At 65.7% G+C, this 20,881-nt stretch carries 19 protein-coding genes and 2 pseudogenes; 8 read left to right on the forward strand and 13 right to left on the reverse strand.

From position 1 onward, the window contains the following. Window positions 1-57 precede the first annotated feature (57 nt). From NA5_RS04540 to NA5_RS04570, 7 genes are all read right to left on the reverse strand, one after another. Window positions 58-837 carry a hypothetical protein gene (locus NA5_RS04540; protein WP_157110217.1) on the reverse strand — a complete coding sequence of 260 codons (780 nt, stop codon included), beginning with the start codon at window positions 835-837 and terminating at the stop codon, window positions 58-60. A 247-nt stretch (window positions 838-1,084) separates the two neighbouring features. Further along, window positions 1,085-2,473, reverse strand: coding sequence for a three-helix bundle dimerization domain-containing protein (locus tag NA5_RS04545; RefSeq protein ID WP_245672087.1), 1,389 nt, complete (start codon window positions 2,471-2,473; stop codon window positions 1,085-1,087). 742 nt (window positions 2,474-3,215) lie between these two features. Beyond that, window positions 3,216-4,634: a S8 family serine peptidase gene (locus NA5_RS04550; RefSeq protein ID WP_062982161.1), complete on the reverse strand. Its 1,419-nt coding sequence runs from the start codon at window positions 4,632-4,634 to the stop codon at window positions 3,216-3,218. Between the two features lie 69 nt (window positions 4,635-4,703). After that, a complete protein-coding gene (locus tag NA5_RS04555; protein ID WP_062982163.1) occupies window positions 4,704-5,300 on the reverse strand; it encodes a DUF308 domain-containing protein in 597 nt (198 codons plus the stop codon). 62 nt (window positions 5,301-5,362) lie between these two features. Beyond that, window positions 5,363-6,055: a hypothetical protein gene (locus tag NA5_RS04560; RefSeq protein WP_062982165.1), complete on the reverse strand. Its 693-nt coding sequence runs from the start codon at window positions 6,053-6,055 to the stop codon at window positions 5,363-5,365. Next, complete coding sequence (locus NA5_RS41175; protein WP_245672088.1) at window positions 6,052-6,798, reverse strand: maltokinase N-terminal cap-like domain-containing protein; 747 nt, start codon at window positions 6,796-6,798, stop codon at window positions 6,052-6,054. Before NA5_RS41175 ends, NA5_RS04560 begins: the two co-directional genes overlap by 4 nt. A 54-nt stretch (window positions 6,799-6,852) precedes the next feature. Then, window positions 6,853-8,025 carry an epoxide hydrolase family protein gene (locus NA5_RS04570; RefSeq protein ID WP_062982169.1) on the reverse strand — a complete coding sequence of 391 codons (1,173 nt, stop codon included), beginning with the start codon at window positions 8,023-8,025 and terminating at the stop codon, window positions 6,853-6,855. A 103-nt stretch (window positions 8,026-8,128) separates the two neighbouring features. On the opposite strand from NA5_RS04570, the gene NA5_RS04575 reads away from it, so the two are divergent. Continuing rightward, entirely contained in the window at window positions 8,129-8,710 is a 582-nt protein-coding gene (locus NA5_RS04575) for a CGNR zinc finger domain-containing protein (protein ID WP_062982171.1), read from the forward strand. A 243-nt stretch (window positions 8,711-8,953) separates the two neighbouring features. Here NA5_RS04575 and NA5_RS04580 read toward each other — a convergent pair whose 3' ends face one another. Next, a complete protein-coding gene (locus NA5_RS04580; RefSeq protein ID WP_245672089.1) occupies window positions 8,954-9,895 on the reverse strand; it encodes a coiled-coil domain-containing protein in 942 nt (313 codons plus the stop codon). Between the two features lie 654 nt (window positions 9,896-10,549). Next, window positions 10,550-10,705, reverse strand: a pseudogene (locus NA5_RS42065) (DNA-binding transcriptional regulator); the annotation flags it as partial. Between the two features lie 43 nt (window positions 10,706-10,748). On the opposite strand from NA5_RS42065, the gene NA5_RS04585 reads away from it, so the two are divergent. Together NA5_RS04585 and NA5_RS04590 are read left to right on the forward strand one after the other, a co-directional pair. Then, a complete protein-coding gene (locus tag NA5_RS04585; RefSeq protein WP_062982176.1) occupies window positions 10,749-10,982 on the forward strand; it encodes a hypothetical protein in 234 nt (77 codons plus the stop codon). Between the two features lie 76 nt (window positions 10,983-11,058). After that, window positions 11,059-12,180: a winged helix DNA-binding domain-containing protein gene (locus NA5_RS04590; RefSeq protein ID WP_062982422.1), complete on the forward strand. Its 1,122-nt coding sequence runs from the start codon at window positions 11,059-11,061 to the stop codon at window positions 12,178-12,180. 116 nt (window positions 12,181-12,296) lie between these two features. Here the strand turns inward: NA5_RS04590 and NA5_RS04595 are convergent, their stop codons facing one another. Beyond that, entirely contained in the window at window positions 12,297-13,439 is a 1,143-nt protein-coding gene (locus NA5_RS04595) for an epoxide hydrolase family protein (protein WP_062982178.1), read from the reverse strand. A gap of 210 nt (window positions 13,440-13,649) precedes the next feature. Here NA5_RS04595 and NA5_RS04600 point away from each other — a divergent pair. Beyond that, a pseudogene (locus NA5_RS04600) lies at window positions 13,650-15,262 on the forward strand (carboxylesterase/lipase family protein). Between the two features lie 167 nt (window positions 15,263-15,429). Here the strand turns inward: NA5_RS04600 and NA5_RS04605 are convergent. Together NA5_RS04605 and NA5_RS04610 are read right to left on the reverse strand one after the other, a co-directional pair. Then, window positions 15,430-16,173: a (R)-mandelonitrile lyase gene (locus tag NA5_RS04605; RefSeq protein ID WP_062982180.1), complete on the reverse strand. Its 744-nt coding sequence runs from the start codon at window positions 16,171-16,173 to the stop codon at window positions 15,430-15,432. Window positions 16,174-16,195: 22 nt separating this feature from the next. Continuing rightward, window positions 16,196-16,762, reverse strand: coding sequence for a TetR/AcrR family transcriptional regulator (locus NA5_RS04610; protein ID WP_062982182.1), 567 nt, complete (start codon window positions 16,760-16,762; stop codon window positions 16,196-16,198). Between NA5_RS04610 and NA5_RS43105 the strand changes: the two genes are divergently transcribed. Next, entirely contained in the window at window positions 16,740-16,949 is a 210-nt protein-coding gene (locus tag NA5_RS43105; protein ID WP_371856368.1) for a Tn3 family transposase, read from the forward strand. The two genes, NA5_RS04610 and NA5_RS43105, sit on opposite strands and share 23 nt — an antisense overlap. 21 nt (window positions 16,950-16,970) lie before the next feature. Further along, a complete protein-coding gene (locus tag NA5_RS43110; RefSeq protein ID WP_245672090.1) occupies window positions 16,971-17,114 on the forward strand; it encodes a hypothetical protein in 144 nt (47 codons plus the stop codon). Between the two features lie 135 nt (window positions 17,115-17,249). On the opposite strand, the gene NA5_RS04620 is transcribed toward NA5_RS43110, so the two are convergent. Beyond that, on the reverse strand, window positions 17,250-17,867 hold the full coding sequence (locus NA5_RS04620; RefSeq protein WP_245672091.1) for a TetR/AcrR family transcriptional regulator: 618 nt from the start codon (window positions 17,865-17,867) through the stop codon (window positions 17,250-17,252). 254 nt (window positions 17,868-18,121) lie between these two features. On the opposite strand from NA5_RS04620, the gene NA5_RS04625 reads away from it, so the two are divergent. Together NA5_RS04625 and rox are read left to right on the forward strand one after the other, a co-directional pair. After that, the gene (locus NA5_RS04625) at window positions 18,122-19,036 is read left to right on the forward strand and encodes a quinone oxidoreductase family protein (protein ID WP_062982186.1); all 915 of its coding nucleotides are present in this window, start codon (window positions 18,122-18,124) and stop codon (window positions 19,034-19,036) included. Between the two features lie 285 nt (window positions 19,037-19,321). Next, a complete protein-coding gene (gene rox / locus NA5_RS04630; protein WP_062982187.1) occupies window positions 19,322-20,749 on the forward strand; it encodes a rifampin monooxygenase in 1,428 nt (475 codons plus the stop codon). The last annotated feature ends 132 nt before the right edge of the window (window positions 20,750-20,881 follow it).

The raw sequence follows: 20,881 nt of genomic DNA on the forward strand, positions 1-20,881 counted from the left end.
GACCGATTCGTACCCCGATCGGATCCGACCCGAACAGCTACCTGCGGCGTATTGACTTCACACCAGGTCGGCGACCTCCAAATAGAGCTGCCGCTCGACGGCGAGGTCGACGAGGAAGCCCTGCTCCCCGCCCGCGGTATCGGTCGCATGGAACGCCGCCACCGCGATCTCGCCGACCCGCAACCGTTGCCCCGCGAAATCTCGCTGGCCCAGGATGATCGGCTGTGCCTGATCGAATACCAACTCGCCGACATCGACCGACAGCGGGGCGCCGAGCAGGTCGGTGACGGTGCCGGGGATGAGCCGGGCCGAGACGATTTGATCGAAGCTGGGCCGCCGCACGATCCGATGCGCCACATACATCTTGCCCGCCCGGCCGAAGCACAGATGAGTCAGCAGTTCCGCGGTGCGCAAGCGATGCGGATCGAGCTGGGTGAAGGAAACGACGTTGCGCACGGTGGCCACCACGTCGCGTGCGATCACGATGCCGCGCCGATCCAGATGGCCGCGAACCAGGTTGCCTCGGAACGTGGTTCGCGGCTGATCCGTGCGCGGATCGAGGTCGGCGAGCGAGAGGTCGACCGGTTCGAAGGCGTGGCCGCCACGGAATCTGGTGCGCCGGTCTGCGCCGAGTGCCCGACTGCCACGCTCGTCCAACTCGATATCGAGTAGCACCTGGAAGTCGAACGGCGAGAAGAACGTCGGCCGATGCGAGAAATAGCAGTCGGTGCCCGTGCCGAAGACCACCATCCCATGCGTGCCGACCGTTGGCGCCGAGCGATATGGACCCGCATATCTGGCCGTATATCTGGCAGTCTTGGTGAACATCCCGCTCATGGGACGCTCCTTTCTTCATCCCCTCCCATAGCCTGGCCTCAGTAGGCCCCCATGCCACGAGTGTCCGGCTACTCGAATACGCCGACCCCCGCTACTCGACCTCCCGATCCGATATGTCCCCTTTTGTGCTCCACGATCCTCCGATCGCGCTACCTCGGCAATCGGTCATGACCTGGACATATGGGTCGCCGGTGCATGCCCTGGCGAAAAGGCGGCGCACGGGTCGACCCCGAGGTGCCCGCTGCCCTCAGTTGTAGGACTTGGTGACGCTCTCGATGAGGTGTTCGAGGGTGTCGATGGTCGGGGTGTCGATCGCATCGATCACATCGCCGGGCACCGGGACGTGGTTGTCGGCGGTGACCTTGGCGAATTGGCTGGGGTCGCTGGTACGGAAACCGTGTTCGGCGGCGAGGCGTTGCAGGTCGGGGTCGGTGGCCAGCAAGCGGCCGATGCGGTCACCGGGCGCGGTGAGTGGCACCAGGGTGTGCTGGGAGACCACGGTCGGGGACGGGTAGGCCAGCACCATTCCGGGTTTGATCTGACCGCGCGCGCTCGCCTCGACGTACTGGGCCTCGTAGATCCAGACCATGGGCGTCGGGCCCATTCCCGCCGCGAGATATTCGCGGAACGGGCCGTCGGTGGAGTTCTCGGTGTAGCCCTGGCGCACGAACAGTCGCGACACCGTGGGCAGCACTGCCTGCTCGGCGGCCGGGCCCTGCACGATGGTGTTGTCATTGGCGACGTGGCTGGCGATGGCCAGGTACATGGCGGCGGAGTTGGAGGTGCGCGGGTCGGTGCTGGAGACCAGGATGTTCTTGTGTACCGGGTAGACGGTGTTGTCGCGGAGTTTGTCCCATTCGACATCGTTGCGCACGAGTTCGAGGTACCGGGCCATATCGAAGGTCGGGACCGGACCGGGACGCAGCACGCCCGCCGCGGTCAGCAGGTCGGCGATGGGCTGGAAGGTCGCGATCGCCATGGGTGAGGAGAACGGCGTGTACTTGGTGCTGATATTGCGCACCCGCTGAATCCGTTCCGCCGCAGGCGCACTCGATGGAAATGCGAAATCGTACTTGCCGAGATCGATGGAGGTCGCGATCTGTCGCGATCCGGCCGGATCGACCTGCGCCTCGACGCCCTTGCGGGCCAAGGCTTCCACGACGCGCGGGTCTTCGAAGAAGGCCATCTTCTCCGAGCCGACCACGCCGTGCACGGTGGTCAGCGCTGCTGTCGCGCTGGCCGGAGCGGGTTGGGCGGGCTGGCGCACCGCGAAGGCGACGACCAACGCGAGGACAACGATCGCGGCAGCCGCCGCGAGTGCCATGAGTCGCTTGTCGGCGGCGAATTTGCGGCCAGCCGTGTGGATTCGGCCCATCCTCCGCGCCGGATCGGTCTGCGGGTTCGGGCCTTGTTGCGCGGCAACGCTTTCCGACTCCGCCAGTTTCGTCGAGGCCGCCAGTTCCCTGCGTGCGATCCGCTCGATGAGAATCGGAACGAATTCCCGCACCGGATGGCCTTCGAACCGCTGCCGCGCCGTGCCGACCGCGCTCTCGACCGCATCGGCCGGGTAGTCGTCGACAAGGCGATCGGTCAACCGCTGAATTGCCTGCTCTTCGCGGACAGTAACGACACCCACCACAGTCTCCTCGGCGTCACATCGATCTCCGGTCGCGACGGCACCCATCCCCGCCCGCGCCGCCGAACCCTACCGAAATTTTCGGCCGTGACGACACCGATGAAACCCCCATCTCTGGCGGGTGAATCCCACTTCGACTGTGCCCGTATTGATCTGCCGCTGATCGTTGCACACCACTGCCGCCCAGCTCAGGGCAGGAATCGCAACCCGACCACCATCTCGTGGACGGTCCGCGCCACCCCGAACCGCCCGGGAACTCGCGCCGAAAGTTCAACGCGCCATTCATCTTTCGCCACCCAATGTTGTCCCCGAGTTTCCACCCCACCCGCGCGTTGCCGAAGATCGGCATTGTCGTTCACGCACGCCACGCAGGCCCGGTGTGTCGCACACGAAGCCGCGCGAGCGCTGACGCACACCTTCGGCACCAAGGTCCGGCGTGGCGTGCGGTGCGTCCATATGCGCGAGGCCCCGAAGGTGTGCGGCAGCTCAGTCGGTTCGGCGCGACGGTGAAGCTGCCCGATCCGGCGCCGGTGCGACCGAGGTCGCGACCCCTTCGAACTCCGCTGCGGTCGCCGCGCCGATTGCCACAAGCGTAGTCAGGCAAGCCGCATGAGGCCGACGTCGCGGAACCAGCACTTACTGCGCCGCAGCAGTTTTCGCGTTTGAGCACATTTCTGTAGCCGCACTCGGCGAAGGCGTCGACGGCTCACGCCGGTCCCGGACAAACCGGCGAGAACCGTCCTTACGGTGCGATCAGGGCCTGGATGTCGGGCAGGTTGCCGATCCGCTGGGTCGCGGGGCGGCCGGGGCCGTCGACTTGGGGGGAACCGGTTGCGCGGAGTCGCGCCCGTACCTCGGTTGGTGTTTTGCGTCCGGTGGCCGCGGCGGCCAACCCTTGGTAGCTGGCTATGGAGCCGACGACGATCGGTGATGCGCTGGAGGTTCCGCTGAAAGTGTCTGTGTACCAGTAGTCTTCGTCGGTGCCGCCCTGCAGGTCACCGTAACCGGTGGTGGTGACCTCGAGTCCCCAGCCCTGTGCGTCGACACGGGAGCCGTAGTTGGAGAAGGCGAGTCGCGAGCGGGTTGGTCCGTGGTCGCGGCCGTGGAATCCGGGTGGTGGGGCGCCCGCGCCGACCAGGATGGCTCCGGAGTCGGCGGCGCCGCCGCGGAACGGGTTGCGCCACGAGGTCGGGAATTCCGCTGGTCGGGTGTCGTATAGGGCGCTGTCGAGGTCTTCGGAACCGTTACCTGCGGCGCCGACCACGATGACGCCGCGTCCGACCGCGTAGCGGATCGCGGCCCAGTCGTCGGGCCACCATTCGATCGCGATGTATCCGGCTTGGTCTTCACGGTTTTGGAAGTTGTGGCGCGGTCCGGGCCGGTGCAGTTCGAGCAGGATGATGTCGCCTGCGCTGAGCGCGTCGGCAGCGGTTCGGATGGCGGCCGCGGACCCGGCGTCGAATACCGAGACCGCGCGGATGGCGGCATCGGCGGCAATCCCGGTGATACCGAAGGTGTTCGCATCACCGCTGATCTCCCCCGCCACCGCCGTGCCGTGATTGCGCCAGCCCGCATCCGTCGACGGCGCACCGCCGATCACACCACCCTGGTTCGCCAGCAGGTCTTCGTGGGTGAATCGCCACGCGCCCTCCACGTCCACGATGCGCACGCCCGCGCCGCGACCACCGGGTTGGGTCCAGGCCCAGCGTGCGTTCACACCTTGCGGCGCGGCGTCCAGATAACCCTGCCGGGCTTCGAAATTAGGGGTGACGGGTGGTGCCTCTGCCAGCCGACGGGCCGCGATATCGGCCAGTACGACCGGTGGCGCGATCGGCGGTTCCGCGGGCGGTTTCACATAGGCCGCTTCGACCGCGTCATCGGCACGCAATCGGTCCGCGACTGCGTCGAGTTCGTCCCTGACTCCGCGCACCGCGAAATAATTCAGATATTCCGCACCCACATCCTCTCGAGCGGTGCCCGCGATCCGCTGTGGCAGCCGATTGGGTGGCCCGAAGATACGTACCGGCGCACCGCCTTCCGGCAGCAGTTCGACCAGTCGCGATTGCGCCGCGAGACTCTCGCGCACCACATCGGGATCGATACCCGCCCGGGCACCGTGGGTGACGACGATCAGTTCCGAACCACTATCGGTGCGTGCCATGACCGACAGTTAACCCGTCTCGTGATCATCGCGCCAGCGTGATCGAAGCCAACTCGGGTGTGCGCCAGTTCAGTTCGGCGCCGCCGGGATGCGCGCGGTCGGCGCGACCGGGTCGACCGCACCGTGTCCGCGCGCGACGGTGAGAATTTCCAGCATGCCGATCACGATCGCGCAGCCACCGGCCGCCATGCCGAGTACGTTCAGCGAGTCGAACGGTAGGGCGATCATGATGAATCCCACCATCATGGTCAGCAGCCCGAATATCTCTTGCCAGCCACCCTCGGGCAATCCGTCGGCCCAGACCGCAACGGTCGCCTGCGCGATCCCGCGCACGGCCCAGCCCAGGCCGAGCCACACCGCGAGCAGCAGGATCGAATCCGCGCTGTGGAACGCCATCACGGCCAACGCCACCGAGACGACGCCGCTGAATAATACGAACATCCGCAGCGCTGCCCCCAACCGGGCACCCATCGCGATGATCAGCTGTATCGCAGCGCTCAAGAGTAGATAGAGGCCGAACAACAACTCCGCCATCGGCTCGGTCTTGTCCGGCCACACGGCGATCAGCACTCCGAGAACCACGGAGCCGATACCTGCGACCAATACTGCCAACCGCGCGCCGTCGGCAAGCGAACCCCCACGACCCGCACTCTCGTTTTCGGGCATAGCTCCATAGTATGGCCCGATCATGCGGATAACCGATTGTTTGCTTTCGGGTCGCGATATTTCTACGCCGACTCAGCGTGTCGCGGTGAATTGCGGGTGTGCGCGAGTGCCCCGACCCCGCAGGCGAGGACCGTCCCGAACACGAGCGTGAGCGGCAGGTGTCGGGCTAGCAGGTTCTCGCCCAACGGGTCTCGCATAAGCAGCCAGCCGGCGACGATCATCACGAACCCCTCGCAGAGCGCAGCGACCAGCGCAGCCTCGACCGTCGGCCGCCACGCTCGACGGTTCCGCTCGACCAGCCAACCACCGATGCCGAGCAGCGCACAGCCGAACCCGATGAGCGACGCGCCGATCGCGGTGCCGAAAGCCACCGTCGGCGAGTCGACGGTTTCGGCGCGAATGTCGTTCCAGCGCACCGCAACCACATCATCGCGCCAGGACTCGAGTTCGACAGCTGACCCGGGTGTCGCACCGGCGAGGATGGTGTTGTCGGCGGGGAAGTCGAGGTACCGCTCGATGCCGGTGTCGATCTCGAGTCGGTAGGTCGCCGCCTGCGTCATTCCCCCGTGAACGTCGGTACCGATGACACGGGCGGGATTCAGCGCATGTGCTTCGCGTCGGTAGGCCGCCCGGTCGCCCGCCGTGCGCGTCATATCGACGACGCCGAGGGCGGTGGCCGCGAACGCGAGCAGCCCGAATCCGAGGAGTAGCCGAGGACGTAGGGCCGTCCAGGACCACCACCGCTGCTCGGTCATGCGTTGATCGCCAGGACCGCACTGCGGACGGTGGAACCAGTGACGTCCTGCCATGGCATGGTGACTCGGGCGGAGTCCGGCTGGACCGGAATCGGTTCGTCGGAGCGCCGACTGTCGCCAGATTCGGAGTTCGCCAGTGTCACACCGGAACTCGGTATCTCAGCCGGTGTATCGGGGTGCGGGCCGTCGGTCGCCGATTCATCGGACGCCACTGTGGAGTTCGGCGCGGCGGCCCGTAAAATCCGTTCGACCCGAATGTTTCGACCACTGCCCACGGCTATATCGGTGTGGGTCGGCGCTTCGAGAGCCGAGCCGAATCCCGTTGCGGCGGAAGTGACTTCGCCGGTCGAGACGACTACGGAGGGATCCGGGGTGTCACTCGCACTCTGTGCTTGCGGCTGTGCCTGCCCGGCCAGCAGCGCGACGATCTGAGCGACCGCCACAGGATCGCGGGTAGCGTCGTAGATCCAGCGCTGTCCGAGCACACCGTGTATCGATGTGCCCACGAGTGCGTCCTCCGCACCGTCGAGTGGTGTGCCGCGGTAGGTCAGCGGCACGTGGTAGGTGATCGGTTCCGGTCCAGCGCTATCGGTCACCAGCACGAATTCGATGCCGACCGCACCGGCCGGATCGTCGAGCCGGAAGCCTCCGGCCTTGCTCAGCTGCGGTGCCCGCCCGCTGTCGCGAAACCACGGCCGGGTCGGCAACCAGGCGGTGAGCAGTTCGAGCTTGCTCGGCGACATGGTCGTACGGTGAATAACAGCCATGGGACACCCTATCCTTGCATCCAGCCGCGTTCACCGATCAGCGGCCAGCACTGCCGCGAGACCTTCTCGCAAGTCCTTGACGAAGTACTCGGGAACCTCCAGCGACGGGAAATGCCCACCGGTTTCGGGCGAGTTCCATCGGACGATCTTTCGGTACCGCTGCTGCGCCCAGGGGCGCGGATACTTCTCGATGTCGCGGGGATACATAGTGATTGCTGACGGGACGTCGACCCGAAGTTCTGGGTCGAGCGAGTTGTGGCTTTCGTAGTAAATGCGGGCCGCCGATGCGCCGGTCCGCGTCAGCCAATACAGGGTGACGTCGTCGAGAACTCTGTCTCTGGAAATCGTCTCGAACGGGCTGTCTTCGGTATCGCTCCACTCGGCGAACTTGTCGAGGATCCAGGCAAGAAGCCCGACCGGTGAGTCGACGAGCGAGTAGCCGATGGTCTGTGGTCGGGTCGCCTGCTGCTTCGCGTACGCCGCGCGGTGGCGCCAGAAATCGCGGGTTTCCTCGGTCCATTCGTGCTCGGCAGCCGTCAGCCCGTCCGTTGGCAATCCGGGCGGTGCCTCGGCGAACAATGTGTGGATGCCGAGAACGTGCTCCGGGAACCTGCCGCCGAGCACCGTGGTGATATTGCCTCCCCAGTCGCCGCCGTGGGCTGCGAACGTGCTGTAGCCGAGCCTTCCCATCAGTTCCACCCATGCGGCCGCGATCTTTTCGGTGCCCCACCCGGTGGTTGTGGGCTTGTCGCTGTAACCGAAGCCTGGCAGTGATGGAACAACGACGTGGAACGCTGGCGCGTCTGGATCTTTCGGATCTGCCAGCTCGTCTACTACATCGATGAATTCGGCAATGCTGCCCGGCCAGCCGTGCGTCAAGATCAGTGGGGTGGCATCTGCGCGCGCGGATCGGCGGTGCAGGAAGTGGATTCCCAGATCATCAATGGTCGTGCGGAACTGACCGATCCGGTTGAGGCGTGCTTCGAACGACCGCCAGTTGTACCCGGTGCGCCAGTAGTTCACGACATCGACGAGGTCCGCGAGAGGAACACCTTGTTCCCATCGGCGAGGGTCGGGCGCGTCGCGATAGACCGTCTCGGCTTCCGGTAGCCGCGCGGCGGCCAGTCTCGCGCGCAGATCGTCGAGGTCAGCGTCAGTTGCGTGGGCTTCGAATGCTTGCACGTCGCTGGTTGGACGGGGCATGAGACCTCCTGGTCATCGTGGAACCGGCTTGAACCGATCGTGAACCGTCTAAGACGGTTCTACCATGCTTCCGCGTCAGTCGGCAACCAGCTAAGGTGGTTCCATGCCTGCTGGGTTTCCTGACTTTCGTCTCGGTAGTGTGCTAGCGACCAGCTTCACGGCGACTCTGACGGAGCGCCGTGGCGACGCTGTGGAGCGCATTCCCACGCCGCAGCGGCTCGTCGACTGGCTGGCAGTGAGCGGCCTCGCCGTGGACTCCTGCACCACCGCCCAGCTCGAACTCGCTCGGGAACTGCGGGAATCAATTCACGCCGCCGCGACGGCGGCCGCGCTCCACGACGCTCTCCCCGCGTCTGCTGTCCAAGTCATCAATGACCGCAGCATTCAGGGTCGGGCGGCGGCTATCCTGACGCCCGAGGGCAATCGGCAATGGCGACTCAGCTCGCCCTCCTGCTTAGAAGACGCCCTGGGCGTAATCGCCGCCGACGCGATCAGCATCATCGCAGGCGAACGAGACGGAAAATTGGCCTTGTGCGCATCGCCAACCTGCCGAGCCGCCTTCTTCGACACCAGCCAAAGTCGCACCCGCAAATGGTGTGACATGAACACGTGCGGGAATCGTCAGAAGAAGGCGCGCTTCAATGCCAACCAGCGCAAGAACGGGACTCGTGCATCAGTCCCATGAGGCCTGAATCGCGCGGGGAATGTGATAGCTCTGTGGCATGGGTCTTCGCCGTTTGATCAGCGTTTCTTCCCATGAGTCGACCGACTCCGCCCGATTTTCGGCCGATAGTACGGCGACCCCTGGACGGGGAAGCGGATTCCGGCGGCGCCGAGGCCCAAACACCCTATTCGACTGCGTGATTCGTGTACGGCAACTCCGGGTGATTCGAGCCGTGACACCATGGCCGGTCGCTCGATCGCCATTTCAGCGGTTATCGCGAAGGCCTTCCTGAGGTTCGGACGCCCGTTGTGCTCGGGTCTGGCGGGATTCGGCGACCAGATGGTCGAGTTGGCGTTCGGCGCGTTCGGCCCGGGCAAGGGTTTGGGCGCGGGCGTCGTCGAGTGCGGCCAGGCGTTCGGCGGCTTCGCGGCGTGCCCGCTCGAGTGCGGCCGCCGATTCGGCTCGCACCGCCGTGACCTCGGTACTTGCCGTGCGGCGCACTTCGACGAGTTCGCTGCGCGTGCGATCAAGTTCCTCGCGCAGTCGGTTCAATTCCGCGCGCGCCTCTGCTACGGCCTGATTGCGTTCGGCCACGGCCTGTTCGGCGCGTTCGATGGCGCGTTCGGCATCGGCCGCGCGCTGCACCGCCAGATCGCGTTCGGCACCGGCCGCGGTGATCTGCTGGGCGGACTCGCGCCGGATCTGTTCGATCTCCGTCGCCGCCTTGCGCCGCGCCAACTCCACATCCTCGGTGGCCTCCTGCCGCGCGCGTTCCACATCGTCGGCGGCTTCGCGACGGATGGCGCGGATCTCGGCATCGGCCTCGCTGCGCGCCGCGAAGACATCCTCGGCGGCCTGTTTGGTCACCCGCTCGACCTCACGCAACGCATCCGACCGCGCCGTATCCGCCTCGGCGACCAGTGATTCCGCATGTTCGGCCGCATTGGCCGCATCGTCGGCGGCCGATTCCGCGGCCGCGCGTGCCTCCTCCGCTTCGCGTCGCGCCTGGTCCGCGGCCACCGTCGCGACCTCGGCCTCCGCGATACGCCGTGCCGCATCCGCTTGCACGGCCTGCATCTGCGCCTCGGCGATTGCGGGATCGGCCAGCGTGGACAGCTCGGCGACCGCCGCGTTCAGCGTGTTTCCCAATTGATCGGCCAGTCCACGGAATTGGGTGAGCAATTCATCGGCGCGCAACCGAGCCATCGTCGCCGGACCTTGTTGCGTCACAGTGACAGCAGCCGCCGGTGTCTGCGACTCCTGTTGCTGCCGTTGCCGTTCCCGCCAAGCGCGCCACCGGGTGTGCTCCGGGTGATCACAGTATTCCGAGGGCCGCCCCGGCCCGCCCCCACGCGTAATCGGTCGAGCGCAGCCAGGGTAGTTGCAAACGTTGGACACCCGCAGAATCGTAGCGTTTGTTTCGTCGAATCCAACGTATTCACACGAAACGAAATACGTGTCGCCGCAAGATCTTCACCCGCAACCCCGCTTATCCTGACCTCCGATAAGTGAACCTTATCGGCGGTCAGGCCTTCTTGGGTTCTCGCGATTCGTCCGCAGGAGTTACGTTTTCGTTTGGTTTGTGCATACGAAACGAAAAAGCAACGGAACCAGTGAAAACTGGGTACCCCCCCCCAAGGCCCGCTGCGGAGCTGAGCTGTCCGCTCGCCATCGAGCCCGAGCGCCGTCGGTCGGCGCGCGTGGACGAGGGCGGCCTCAAACCCGTCGCCGCTGTCGATGTTCGAAGTCGCGTTCATCGCGACCATGTACCGAGCCCGTCGGCGTCAGCCTTCGGTGGTCGGGGTGTTAGTTCGCGTAGCGCCTGCGATGGCACGCAGATAGCGGTTGGCCAGGGCCTACGACGGTATATGCCTGCAACGCATTAACCCTGCGCCGCAATCGATTCGGCAGCACTTGTTCGAGCTTGCCAAGAGCCCGCAGTGCGGTCTCCTCGACTCCGGCGATGCCGCGTCCAGCGGCGGTACGCAGGCCGACGGTGACCGCGACGGCTTCCTCTTTAGGAATGAAGTCTTCCTAAAGCTCTCTTACGGTTCAGGGCATGACGTTCAAGACCACCGCGATCACGCCCTTCCGTATCGATGTCCCGCAGGCGGACCTCGACGATTTACAGGATCAGCTGACGCGCCGCTCGCTGGTCCGGCGAGCTGGCTCCAGAGACCGAGGGAAAGGTCCGGACCGGAACGAGTTCGACCGGGGCAGCCGCTGGGCGACCCAGGACGCGCCCGACCTGGTGATCGCCGACATCTGCCGATTCTTCGGCGAACTGAAGTGATCAGCACCCAATGATCGTCCGAGGTGGCGTCGCGCTGGCGCCACCAAACCCACTGTTCTGTCGAAAGGTCCTGCTGATGAGGCAAGTGCTCAGTCGTCGGGCGCTCAATCGTGCCACTCTCGATCGGCAGTTGCTGTTGCGCCGCTCCGAGTTGTCCGTCATCGACGCGGTGGAGCAGTTGGTCGGGCTGCAAGCCCAGACCCCGCACACCTGGTACGTCGGATTGTGGTCACGACTGGCGGATTTCGTCCCCGAGCAGGCTGCCGGTCTGCTCACCGACCGCAAATTGATTCGAATTGCTTTGATTCGCTCGACGATTCACCTGGTCACCCCGGACGACGCACGTGCGCTGCGTCCACTGATCCAACCGGTATTGGATCGTGACCTCTACCGCAACCACACACATGGCAAGCCCATCGAGGGCATCGATATGGCGAAACTGATCGCCGACGGTATCGAGTTACTCGCCCCGAAACCGTTGACCAACAAGCAGCTCGGCGCGTTGCTCGGCCAACGTTGGCCCGACCGCGCACCCGCCTCACTGGTCTACGCCATCCGCAACCAGGTGCCTTTGGTACAGGTGCCACCACGCGGTGTCTGGGGCCGCAGCGGGCCGATCGCTCACACCACCGCCGACGCGTGGCTCGGCGCGGACCAGACGATCACTGCTTCGCTCGAGCACATGATCCTGCGCTACCTGGCCGCCTTCGGCCCGGCCAGTGTGAAGGATATGCAGATGTGGTCCGGCCTGACCAGGTTGCGCGAGGTTGTCGACCGAATGCAGCAGGGCTTGATGATCTTTCAGGATCAGCACGGCCAGGAGCTGTTCGACCTACCCGACGCCGCACGCCCGGACCCCGACACCCCGGCGCCGCCGAGGTTTCTGTACGACTTCGACAACGTTTTGCTCTCACACGCGGACCGCACCCGCGTGATCACCGACGAGTACGGCAGGCAGGGTTACCGTACTCAGCGCCCCACTCCGCAGATCCTGCTCGTCGACGGATTCACCGCAGGCGACTGGACGATCAGCCGAAACACCGGATCCGCGACAATCACCATCCGCCCCTATGACCGGCCATTCACCACACACGATGCGGCCGCTATCACTGAAGAAGCTCACGCGTTGCTGGCATTCACCGACCCCGGCACCCAGACCCGCAATGTCATCCTCGACCGACCCCGCCAACGAGTGTGATCGGCGATCGCTGTGTCGCCCTTGACGGCGCCTCCGGTGATCTGGCCGACCGGAGAACACCTGTCGAGGCATGTGACCGAGACAGGCGTCCGCCGTGGATCGTCGAGATCGGGTGTCTATTTGCGGTATTCACCGAACGTGGCGCGCAGGTCGCCGACGATGAGGTCGGGTTCTTCCATGGCGGCGAAGTGGCCGCCGCGCTCGAATTCGGTCCAGCGCACGATGTTGTGGTTTCGTTCGGCGATGCGGCGGACCGGGATACCGAGGTCGTGCGGCATGACTGCCACGGCGACCGGCACACCGGTCTCGGGTTCCGGCATTCCCCAGGTGGCGGCGCCTTCGTAGTAGTAGCGCGCCGACGAGCCCGCGGTGGCGTTGAGCCAGTAGATCATGACGTTGGTCAGCATCGCGTCCCGGTCGACGGCGTCCTCGGGTGCGTCGGTGGAGTCGGTCCAGTCCTTGAATCGTTCGACGATCCAAGCCAATTGGCCCACCGGTGAATCGGCGAGCGCGTAGGACAGCGTTTGCGGGCGACTGGCTTGCAGCATCGCGTATGCGCCGAGTTCGTATTGGGCGCGGCGAGCCAGTTCGACGGCACGCTGTTCGGCCGGGTTGTCGGGGTCGGCGGTCTCGGCGGTGACGGTGGCGGAGGCGATCATCGTCAGATGCACGGCGACGACATGCTCGGCGTCGATAACGGCCAGCTGTCGGGAGATCGCGGCACCGGTGTCTTCACCGTGTGCGGCGTAGCGGTCGTAGCCGAGGCGGCGCATCAGTTCCGCCCATGCCCGCGCGGCCCGCGCGGTTGACCAGCCGACCGCGGGGCCGGAAAACCCGAACCCTGGGATGGTCGGCACGACGACATGGAACGCGTCCTCCGCGTTGCCGCCGTGCGCCACCGGGTCGGTCAGCGGTCCGATCACGTCGAGGAATTCCACGATCGATCCGGGCCATCCGTGCGTGAGTATCAGCGGCAACGCGTCGGGTTCGGCCGAGCGGACGTGGATGAAATGCACGTTGTGGCCGTCGATCTCGGTATGGAACTGCGGGAAGGTGTTGAGCCGTGCCTCCTGGGAGCGCCAATCGTAGGTGTTACGCCAGTATTCGGCGAGTTCCCTGGTGTAGTCGAGCGGGATGCCCTGCGACCACCCGGCTTTCGGATCCGAGTCGGTCCAGCGGGTGGCGTCCAGTCGCCGATTCAAGTCGTCGAGCTGCTCTTGGGGGACGTCGATCCGGAAGGGGGTGATCTCTGTGCTCATGACAATCACTCTAGGACGCGGTTAGGACAAGTTCTGCCCTAGGTTCTGCGCACTGCGGGACTCGCGCCGATCGAGTATCGGTTCGCCGTCGGCGATCGTCGGAAATATGGCCTGCGATGCCCGGTCCGAGGCGTGTCGGATGCCGAATGTTGTTCAGAGCCAATGGAATCCACGACCGCTGGTGCAGACTGATGGCTTTGCGCTGTGTTCATGGCCGCCGGTGGGGTCGAGCGAGGAGTGGCTACCGCGCTCGTCGAGGACCTGACGACCCACGCAGCGGATCACCTATCGAGGGAAGCGGGTACCCGTGTGAATATCGAACCTGAAATCCGTACGGCTGCGGGAGTTGTGCGTGGCAGCCGGGAGAACGACGTCGCGGTCTTCCGAGGTATCCCCTACGCCGAGCCACCGGTGGGCGCACGCCGGTTCGGCGCTCCTGTTCCGGTGCGGCGGTGGGATGGCATTCGTGACGCGCTGCGGTTCGGTCCACCGGTTCCCCAAGGCGCCCATACCGGTTCGGTGATGTCGTCGGTGTCGGGCAATGTCGATGACGGTTCCGCCGACTGTTTGACGCTCAACCTGTGGTCACCCGACCTCGGTGCCGGGAGGCTGCCGGTGATGGTGTGGATCCAGGGCGGCACCTACCTGGAGAACAATTGCGCCAACCCGCACCAGAACGGTGCGACGCTGGCTCGGGCCGGTGTGGTGCTGGTCAGCATGAACTACCGCGTCGGCGTCGACGGTTTCGCCCACATCACTGGAGCCCCCGGTAATCGAGGCATTCTCGACCAGATCGCCGCGCTGCGCTGGGTCCAGGACATATCGGCGCATTCGGCGGCGATCCAAACAACGTCACCGTATTCGGCCAGTCCGCCGGTGGGGCGTGCATCGCGGCGCTATTGGTTATGCCGTTGGCGGACGGACTTTTTCGACGCGCGATAGTTCAGAGCATGCCGGGTACCTACTTCTCCGAACGGCTCGCCGCCGCGATCTCCACGACGATCGCCGCGCAACGCGGCGTGCGAGCCACCATCGATGAGCTGGCCGGGATCGCACCGCGCGCATTGACCGACGCGACGGATGTGGTGATCGAGAAGATGCCGGATTTCGTCGAATCCTGGGGACCCATGGCGCTCACGCCCACACCGTTCTCACCCGTCGTCGACGGCGACGTCCTGCCATGCGCACCGTGGCGTGCGCTCGCGGCCGGTGCCGCGCGCGACATCGACCTGCTCATCGGCCACACCCGTGACGAATTCCGGCTCTACACTTCCCGCCCCGGCAACGAGCCGACCGAGGCGCGGGTGGCCGCGGCATTCGACCACCTTGCACCCGGCACAGATGGGAAAGAGCTCTACCGCACCACCTACCCGGACACCACACCCGCGCGACGCTACGAACTCCTCAACTCCGACTGGCTGTTCCGGATGCCCGGCCTGCACCTCGCCGACGCCACATACACCGGCGGCGGACCTGTGTGGCTCTATGAACTCGGCTGGAGCTTCAACTCCGAGCAAGGCGCCTCGCACTGCTTGGACTTCCTGCTCGTCTTCGGCACCCTCGCCCCCGATGAAGTACGCGCCCACCGATTCGCCCACCCTAGCGCCGCGAACGAGATCACCCGCGTCTCGCACCGCATGCGCACCGACTGGGTAACCTTCGCGACCACAGGCGATCCGGGCTGGCCACCCTATGATTCGCACACGCGATCCACCCGCGTCTACAACGCTGTGCCGACCACCCAGCCCTACCCCGAGGAACGCTCGCGCCGCATCTGGTCCACGTACCGGTTCGACACTCTCGATCTCCCCCATACCGACTGACGGGTGTCATGTCACTCGGCGGACAACATGAAGCGACCGGGATCCGACACGACACTCCAGCCGCAGCCGTCAAACATGCTGAACGCGACCCGCTTGGGTCGAGACGTTCGAAACGAACGGGAGGCGTGCAGCGGACCCTCCGCGCAGGGCAGCTGCATTCGATGCGGCTAGTTCTCAGGGAATTCGATCTCGGGTGTCTGCTCGGCTTCGAGCAGGAAGTATCCGAGGAATGTCACCCCTTCGCTCTCGGCGTCGAAGCGGGCGATGCGCACGCCTTCGGGTTCGTAGAACACATCACCTGGGCTGAGCACGGACTCTGGTCGGCCGTCGATCTGGTAGATCACCGAACCGGATTCGATGCTGCCGAAGACCGGGCCGTTGTGGATGTGCAATCCACCAGCATGGTTGGGGGCGATGGTGATTCGCCGGATCTCGACCCGGTGGGTGGGCAGCGGTTCGGGTAGTGGCTGGTCGAGCAGAATCGAGCGGGTGATCGGCGAGGCATCGACGGCCGCGGACACGGCGGCGTATTCCGCATCGGTGACCGGGGCGCCTGCTTCGGGTTCGGTGCCGTCATCTGGCAGCTCTTCGACTGCCAGATGGGTCAGCGCGGTGGTGGATGTGGCTCCGTGCCAATGCCATTCGTCGGCGGCGATGTGCACGGTATCGCCGGTGCGTATGGTTTCGACCGGTCCACCGCGGCGTTGGACGAGCCCGACACCCTCGGTGACGATGAGTACTTGACCGAGGGGGTGACGGTGCCACACGGTGCGCGCGCCGGGTGCGAAGCGGACGCTGTCGATGTGGGTTCGCTGTCGGCCTTCGGGCGCGGCGACCGTATCGATCCACGCGTCACCGGTAATCCATTGGGGCGGAGCAGAACTGGTGGCAAGTGTGCGAGATATGCGCACGGGTGAATTCCTGACTGTTGGGTTACCGGATGGTGTGTGCGGCAAGGAGTGCGAGGATGCCCGCGATCGCCTGGTCGAAGGCCTCACTGGTGCCGTCCGCGCGGGCCAGGACATATCCGCCCTGCATGGTGGCGACGATCGCGCACGCGGTGGCGGTCGGGTCGAGGGATGGCGCCAATTCGCCGCCGTCCAGGCCCTCCTGGATGACTTCCGCGAGACGGGCGCGCAGCCAGGTGAAGGTCTCCTCGACCGGCGCCCGCAGTGCGGGATCGGCAATCACCTCGGGGTCTTGGGTCAATCTGCCGATCGGACAACCGCGCAGAACATCGCGCTCGCGACGGAGGTAGGCGGTGATGCGTTCGACGGCCGTCCCGGGTACCGACAGTTGCGCGTCGACACCGGTCCGGATCTCCTCCGCGGTACGGCGAATGGCCGCGAGTGCCAGATCCTGTTTACCGGCGAAGTGGTGGTACATGCTGCCCTGACCGGCCTCGGCATGCTGCTGAATGGTTTTCGGGCTGGTTCCGACATAACCCCGTTCCCACAGCAGCGCGCGGGCGCTTTCGATGAGGCGTTCCCTGGTGCTCACCACGCGAGTGTACATACTGATAGGTACAGAGTCGCGACGAGCCGGGAGGCAGATCCGCCCGATCCGGAAGGGCGAGATGACCCGCACCTACTACGAGGGCATGGAAGATCAGCTCTCCGCGCTGGAGCTGGTGCTCAACTGCACGGTTCTGTGGAATACGTTTTACGCCAACCGCGCTCTGGAATAGCTACGCGCGCACGGCTATCCGGTGCGCGATGAGGACGCGCAGCCGTTCTCGGCGTTCATCCGCACCCATATCGGCATCGATGGCCACTACGCCTTCCACCTGCCCGACCTCGGCGGCACGCACCGGCCACTGCGCGACCCCGATGCATCCGGCGAGGACAACTGATCAGCCCAGCTCGTGCGCGGCGATCGTGTTGTCGAGTTCGCGCAGCGCGGCCGAGCCAGGAGTACACGTAGCTGGGCAGGTGCGTGCTGCCGCGTTGGGCCTCGCCCAGGAGCACAAGACAGGTGACGTAGTTCGTCAGGCGATCGCGTAGTCGCCGAGGGCGGGCTCGAGCAGATCGAAAACCTGGTTTATCTCGTCGATCACGGTGGCCACGATGCGTTTGCGCGAGTGCCCGCGGAGTGTGAGTTCCTGGATGCGCTGGAACAGCAGACGGTGGGCGGCACCGAATTGGGCGGCGGCGGCGCGGCGGGTGATGTCGTTGCCGGGTAGCACGTCGGCGAGCGCCTTCTCGCGCAGTTCGTGGAGCTCCCGCAGCCGGGCGACCAGTGTCGGGCTGTCAGCGATCATGCGGCAGAAATCGGGTCCGGAGAATCCGGCCAGTGCATCGAAACGCTGTGCTGCGGAGATGAATTCGCGGCGCAGGGCGGACAGTGCCGACTCGCCTGGCGTGCGGGCGGCCACAATGTCGGCCAGCGAAGAGACGAAGTCCTGATGGATGTCCAGCGCCAGATCCTCTTTGCGCGGAAAGTAGTTCGTCACGGTCTTCTTGGCGACCCGTGCTATCGCGGCGATCTCGGCGATGGTCGTCGCCTCGAATCCGCGCTCGATGAACAACCGTGTCGCGTGATCGGAGATCGCCTGCCGGGTCTCGCGCTTCTTGCTCTCTCGCAGGCCGAGGGTCTCGGTACTCACTATCAGAACATACCACCATAGTAAATTTCCGATTGACATATGACTTACCTTCATCATAATCTTACGTCCGTTGTAAGATTTTCGAAGGAAGGGTGAGATGCTGCCCCGAAACAGCTGTTGAGCGCCCCTCGGTGAGGGCCGCGAGCAAGAGCAGGCGGAGATGTCGCCCCAGGCCGGGCGGCATCTCCGCCTGCCGACCGATAGCCAGTTCTCGCCGGAGGTGTTCCGGCATCAACCCCCGAAAGGCGTGCTCAGTGCGCAAGTTTCGTTTCTCCGGCCGTCCGGAACCAGTCGAGGTCCAGCGCCCGGAGCCTGGGCCCGGCCAACTGCTGGTGCGCACACAATTGGTCGGAGTCCACCTCGGCCTGGTGCGGATGCTGCGGGCGGGCAACGCATCCGAACCAGGCGGTGAGATGGTGGGCACAGTGGTCGATATCGGCCCGGACGTCCCCGGTACGTGGCTGGGCAAGCGGGTCGGCGGTCTCGTGTTCGAAGGTGTCTACGCCGAGTATGTCCTCGCCGCACCGGCCCTGGTCACCGAACTGTCCGCCGACGTCGATGCCGCCGACGGTCTCGCGGTGGTCCGCGGTGGCCTGGTGGCGATGGGCGCTGTGCATTCGGGTGGCCTCATCGCAGGGCAGTCGATGCTCATCACCGCCGCCGCCAGTGGATCCGGTCACCTGGCGGTGCAGATCGCACGGGCACTCGGCGCCGAGCGTGTGGTCGGTGCGGTCGGCGTAGCGGACAAGGCCGGGTTCGTACGGGAGTGTGGTGCGGACGCCGTGGTGACGTACAACGATCCATGGGACGAGCGGTTCGACGTGATCGTGGACGGTGTCGGCGGCGCGCTGGTGCCCCGAGCGGTCGAGGCATTGGCTCCGCGGGGCCGGCTGGTGGTCTACAGCGCCGGTGGCGGCTCGGTCGAGGTCGGCAGCCTGCTCGCGGACCTGAAGACGGTCACCGGCTTCTCGATGGGACTGCTGACCCGAACACAGCCGGAGTTGATCGAGTCGTATCGGTCCCAGCTGTGGAAGTTGCTGGCAGACGGTGTAATCCGGCCGCATCACACGGTGTTCGCGGTCGAGCACCTCGACGAGGCCATCGCGTCGATCGAAGAACGACGCAACATGGGGCGCGTCGCCCTGCGGATGGACGCCACCACACCGTGAGCATCAGCGGCGCCAGCACAGCATGTCGGAGCCGATGCGGACCGCCCGACCTTCCCCAGTCCTGTCATTGGCGTCGCTTGCGATCGGCGGGGTCGGTGCTTGCGCCCTATCCCTTTCAACGTATACCGCACCCAGGGGCTTGCGGCAAGGCCCCGGTCGTGCTGCAGAATCTCCTGCCGAAGCCGGTACCTGCGGAAATGAGTGCGTCGGTGGCTCGCGAGAACCGCCGGTTGCGGTAGGGCGCGCAGTGACTGGGTCGAAGGGCAAATCGAGTGAGGGGTTTTCGTGATTGATGTGATCGTGGCGGGCGGCGGCCCGACCGGGGTGATGCTGGCCAGTGAGCTGCGCATGCGCGGCGTGGACGCGCTGGTAGTGGAGAAGGATGCGGAGCCGACCAAGGTGGTGCGCGCGCTCGGCATCCACGCGCGCACCGTCGAATTGATGGATCAGCGTGGTCTGTTGGACAAGGTCCTCGCGCTCGGGAAGCAGTACCCGCTCGGTGGCTTCTTCGCCGGAATCAAGAAACCCCGGCCGGAGGGGTTGGAGACCACCTATCCGTTCGTGCTCTCTATTCCGCAGCCCGTCACCGAGCGCCTGCTGATCGAGCATGCCACCGAACTCGGCGTCGAAATCCGCCGCAGCTGCGAAGTGGTCGGCTCGAGCCAGGACGATGACGGGGTGAGCGTCGAGCTGGCCGACGGCACGCGGTTGCGCTCGCGTTATCTCGTCGGCTGCGATGGCGGCCGCAGTACGGTGCGCAAGCTGCTCGGCGTCGAGTTCCCCGGTGAGCCGACCAGAGTCGAGACGCTGCTGGGTGAGGTGGAGTTGACCGCGGCGCCGGAGGAGATCGACGCCGTGGTGGCCGAAGTCCGCAAGACCCAGCTGCGGTTCGGCGCCGTGCCCCTCGGCGACGGCGTGTACCGTATCGGCGCGCCCGCCGCGGGTGTGGCCGAGAATCCCAGGGTCCCACCGACTTTGGAGGAGTTGAAGCATCAGTTCCGGGAGCTCGCGGGCACCGACTTCGGCGCGCACTCGCCGCGCTGGCTCTCACGCTTCGGTGATGCCACTCGCCTGGCCGAGCATTACCGGGTCGGCCGGGTGCTGCTGGCCGGGGACGCGGCGCACATCCACCCGCCGATGGGCGGCCAGGGCCTCAACCTCGGCGTGCAGGACGCGTTCAATCTCGGCTGGAAGCTGGCCGCCGAGGTCGCGGGCTGGGCGCCGGAGGGGCTGCTGGACAGCTACGAGACCGAACGGCGTCCGGTGGCCGCCGACGTACTCGAGAACACCCGCGCGCAGGCCGAGCTGATATCGCTCGAGCCGGGGGCCCAGGCAGTGCGCCGACTGGTGGCGAAACTGATGGACTTCGATGAGGTGAACCGGTATCTGCTCGAGCAGATCACTGCGATCGGGGTCCGCTACGACTTCGGTGCGGGGCACGAATTGCTGGGTCGGCGGCTGCGGGATGTGAAGCTGAGTCGGGGACGCCTCTACGAGCTGATGCGCGGCGGTCGCGGACTGCTGCTCGACCAGACGGGCCAGCTCTCGGTGCAAGGTTGGGCGGATCGGGTCGACCACATCATCGATGTGAGCGAGGAACTGCAGGTGCCCGCGGTGCTGCTGCGGCCGGATGGGCATGTGGCGTGGGTTGGTGACGATCAGCAGGATCTGATCGGCCAGCTGCCCAGGTGGTTCGGCGCTCCGGTCAAGTGAGCGGGTCGGTGCGGCCCGACGGCCGCATTTGCCCTCGGGGCGCACCAGCCCGCATGTACGAGCACCAACTGCAGAGATTCCTGGATCTGCCTGGCTGGAAGCTCGATTTCCCTGCGCCACAACAGCTTCGGA

The sequence above is a fragment of the Nocardia anaemiae NBRC 100462 genome (assembly GCF_001612725.1).
Lineage (GTDB): Bacteria > Actinomycetota > Actinomycetes > Mycobacteriales > Mycobacteriaceae > Nocardia > Nocardia anaemiae.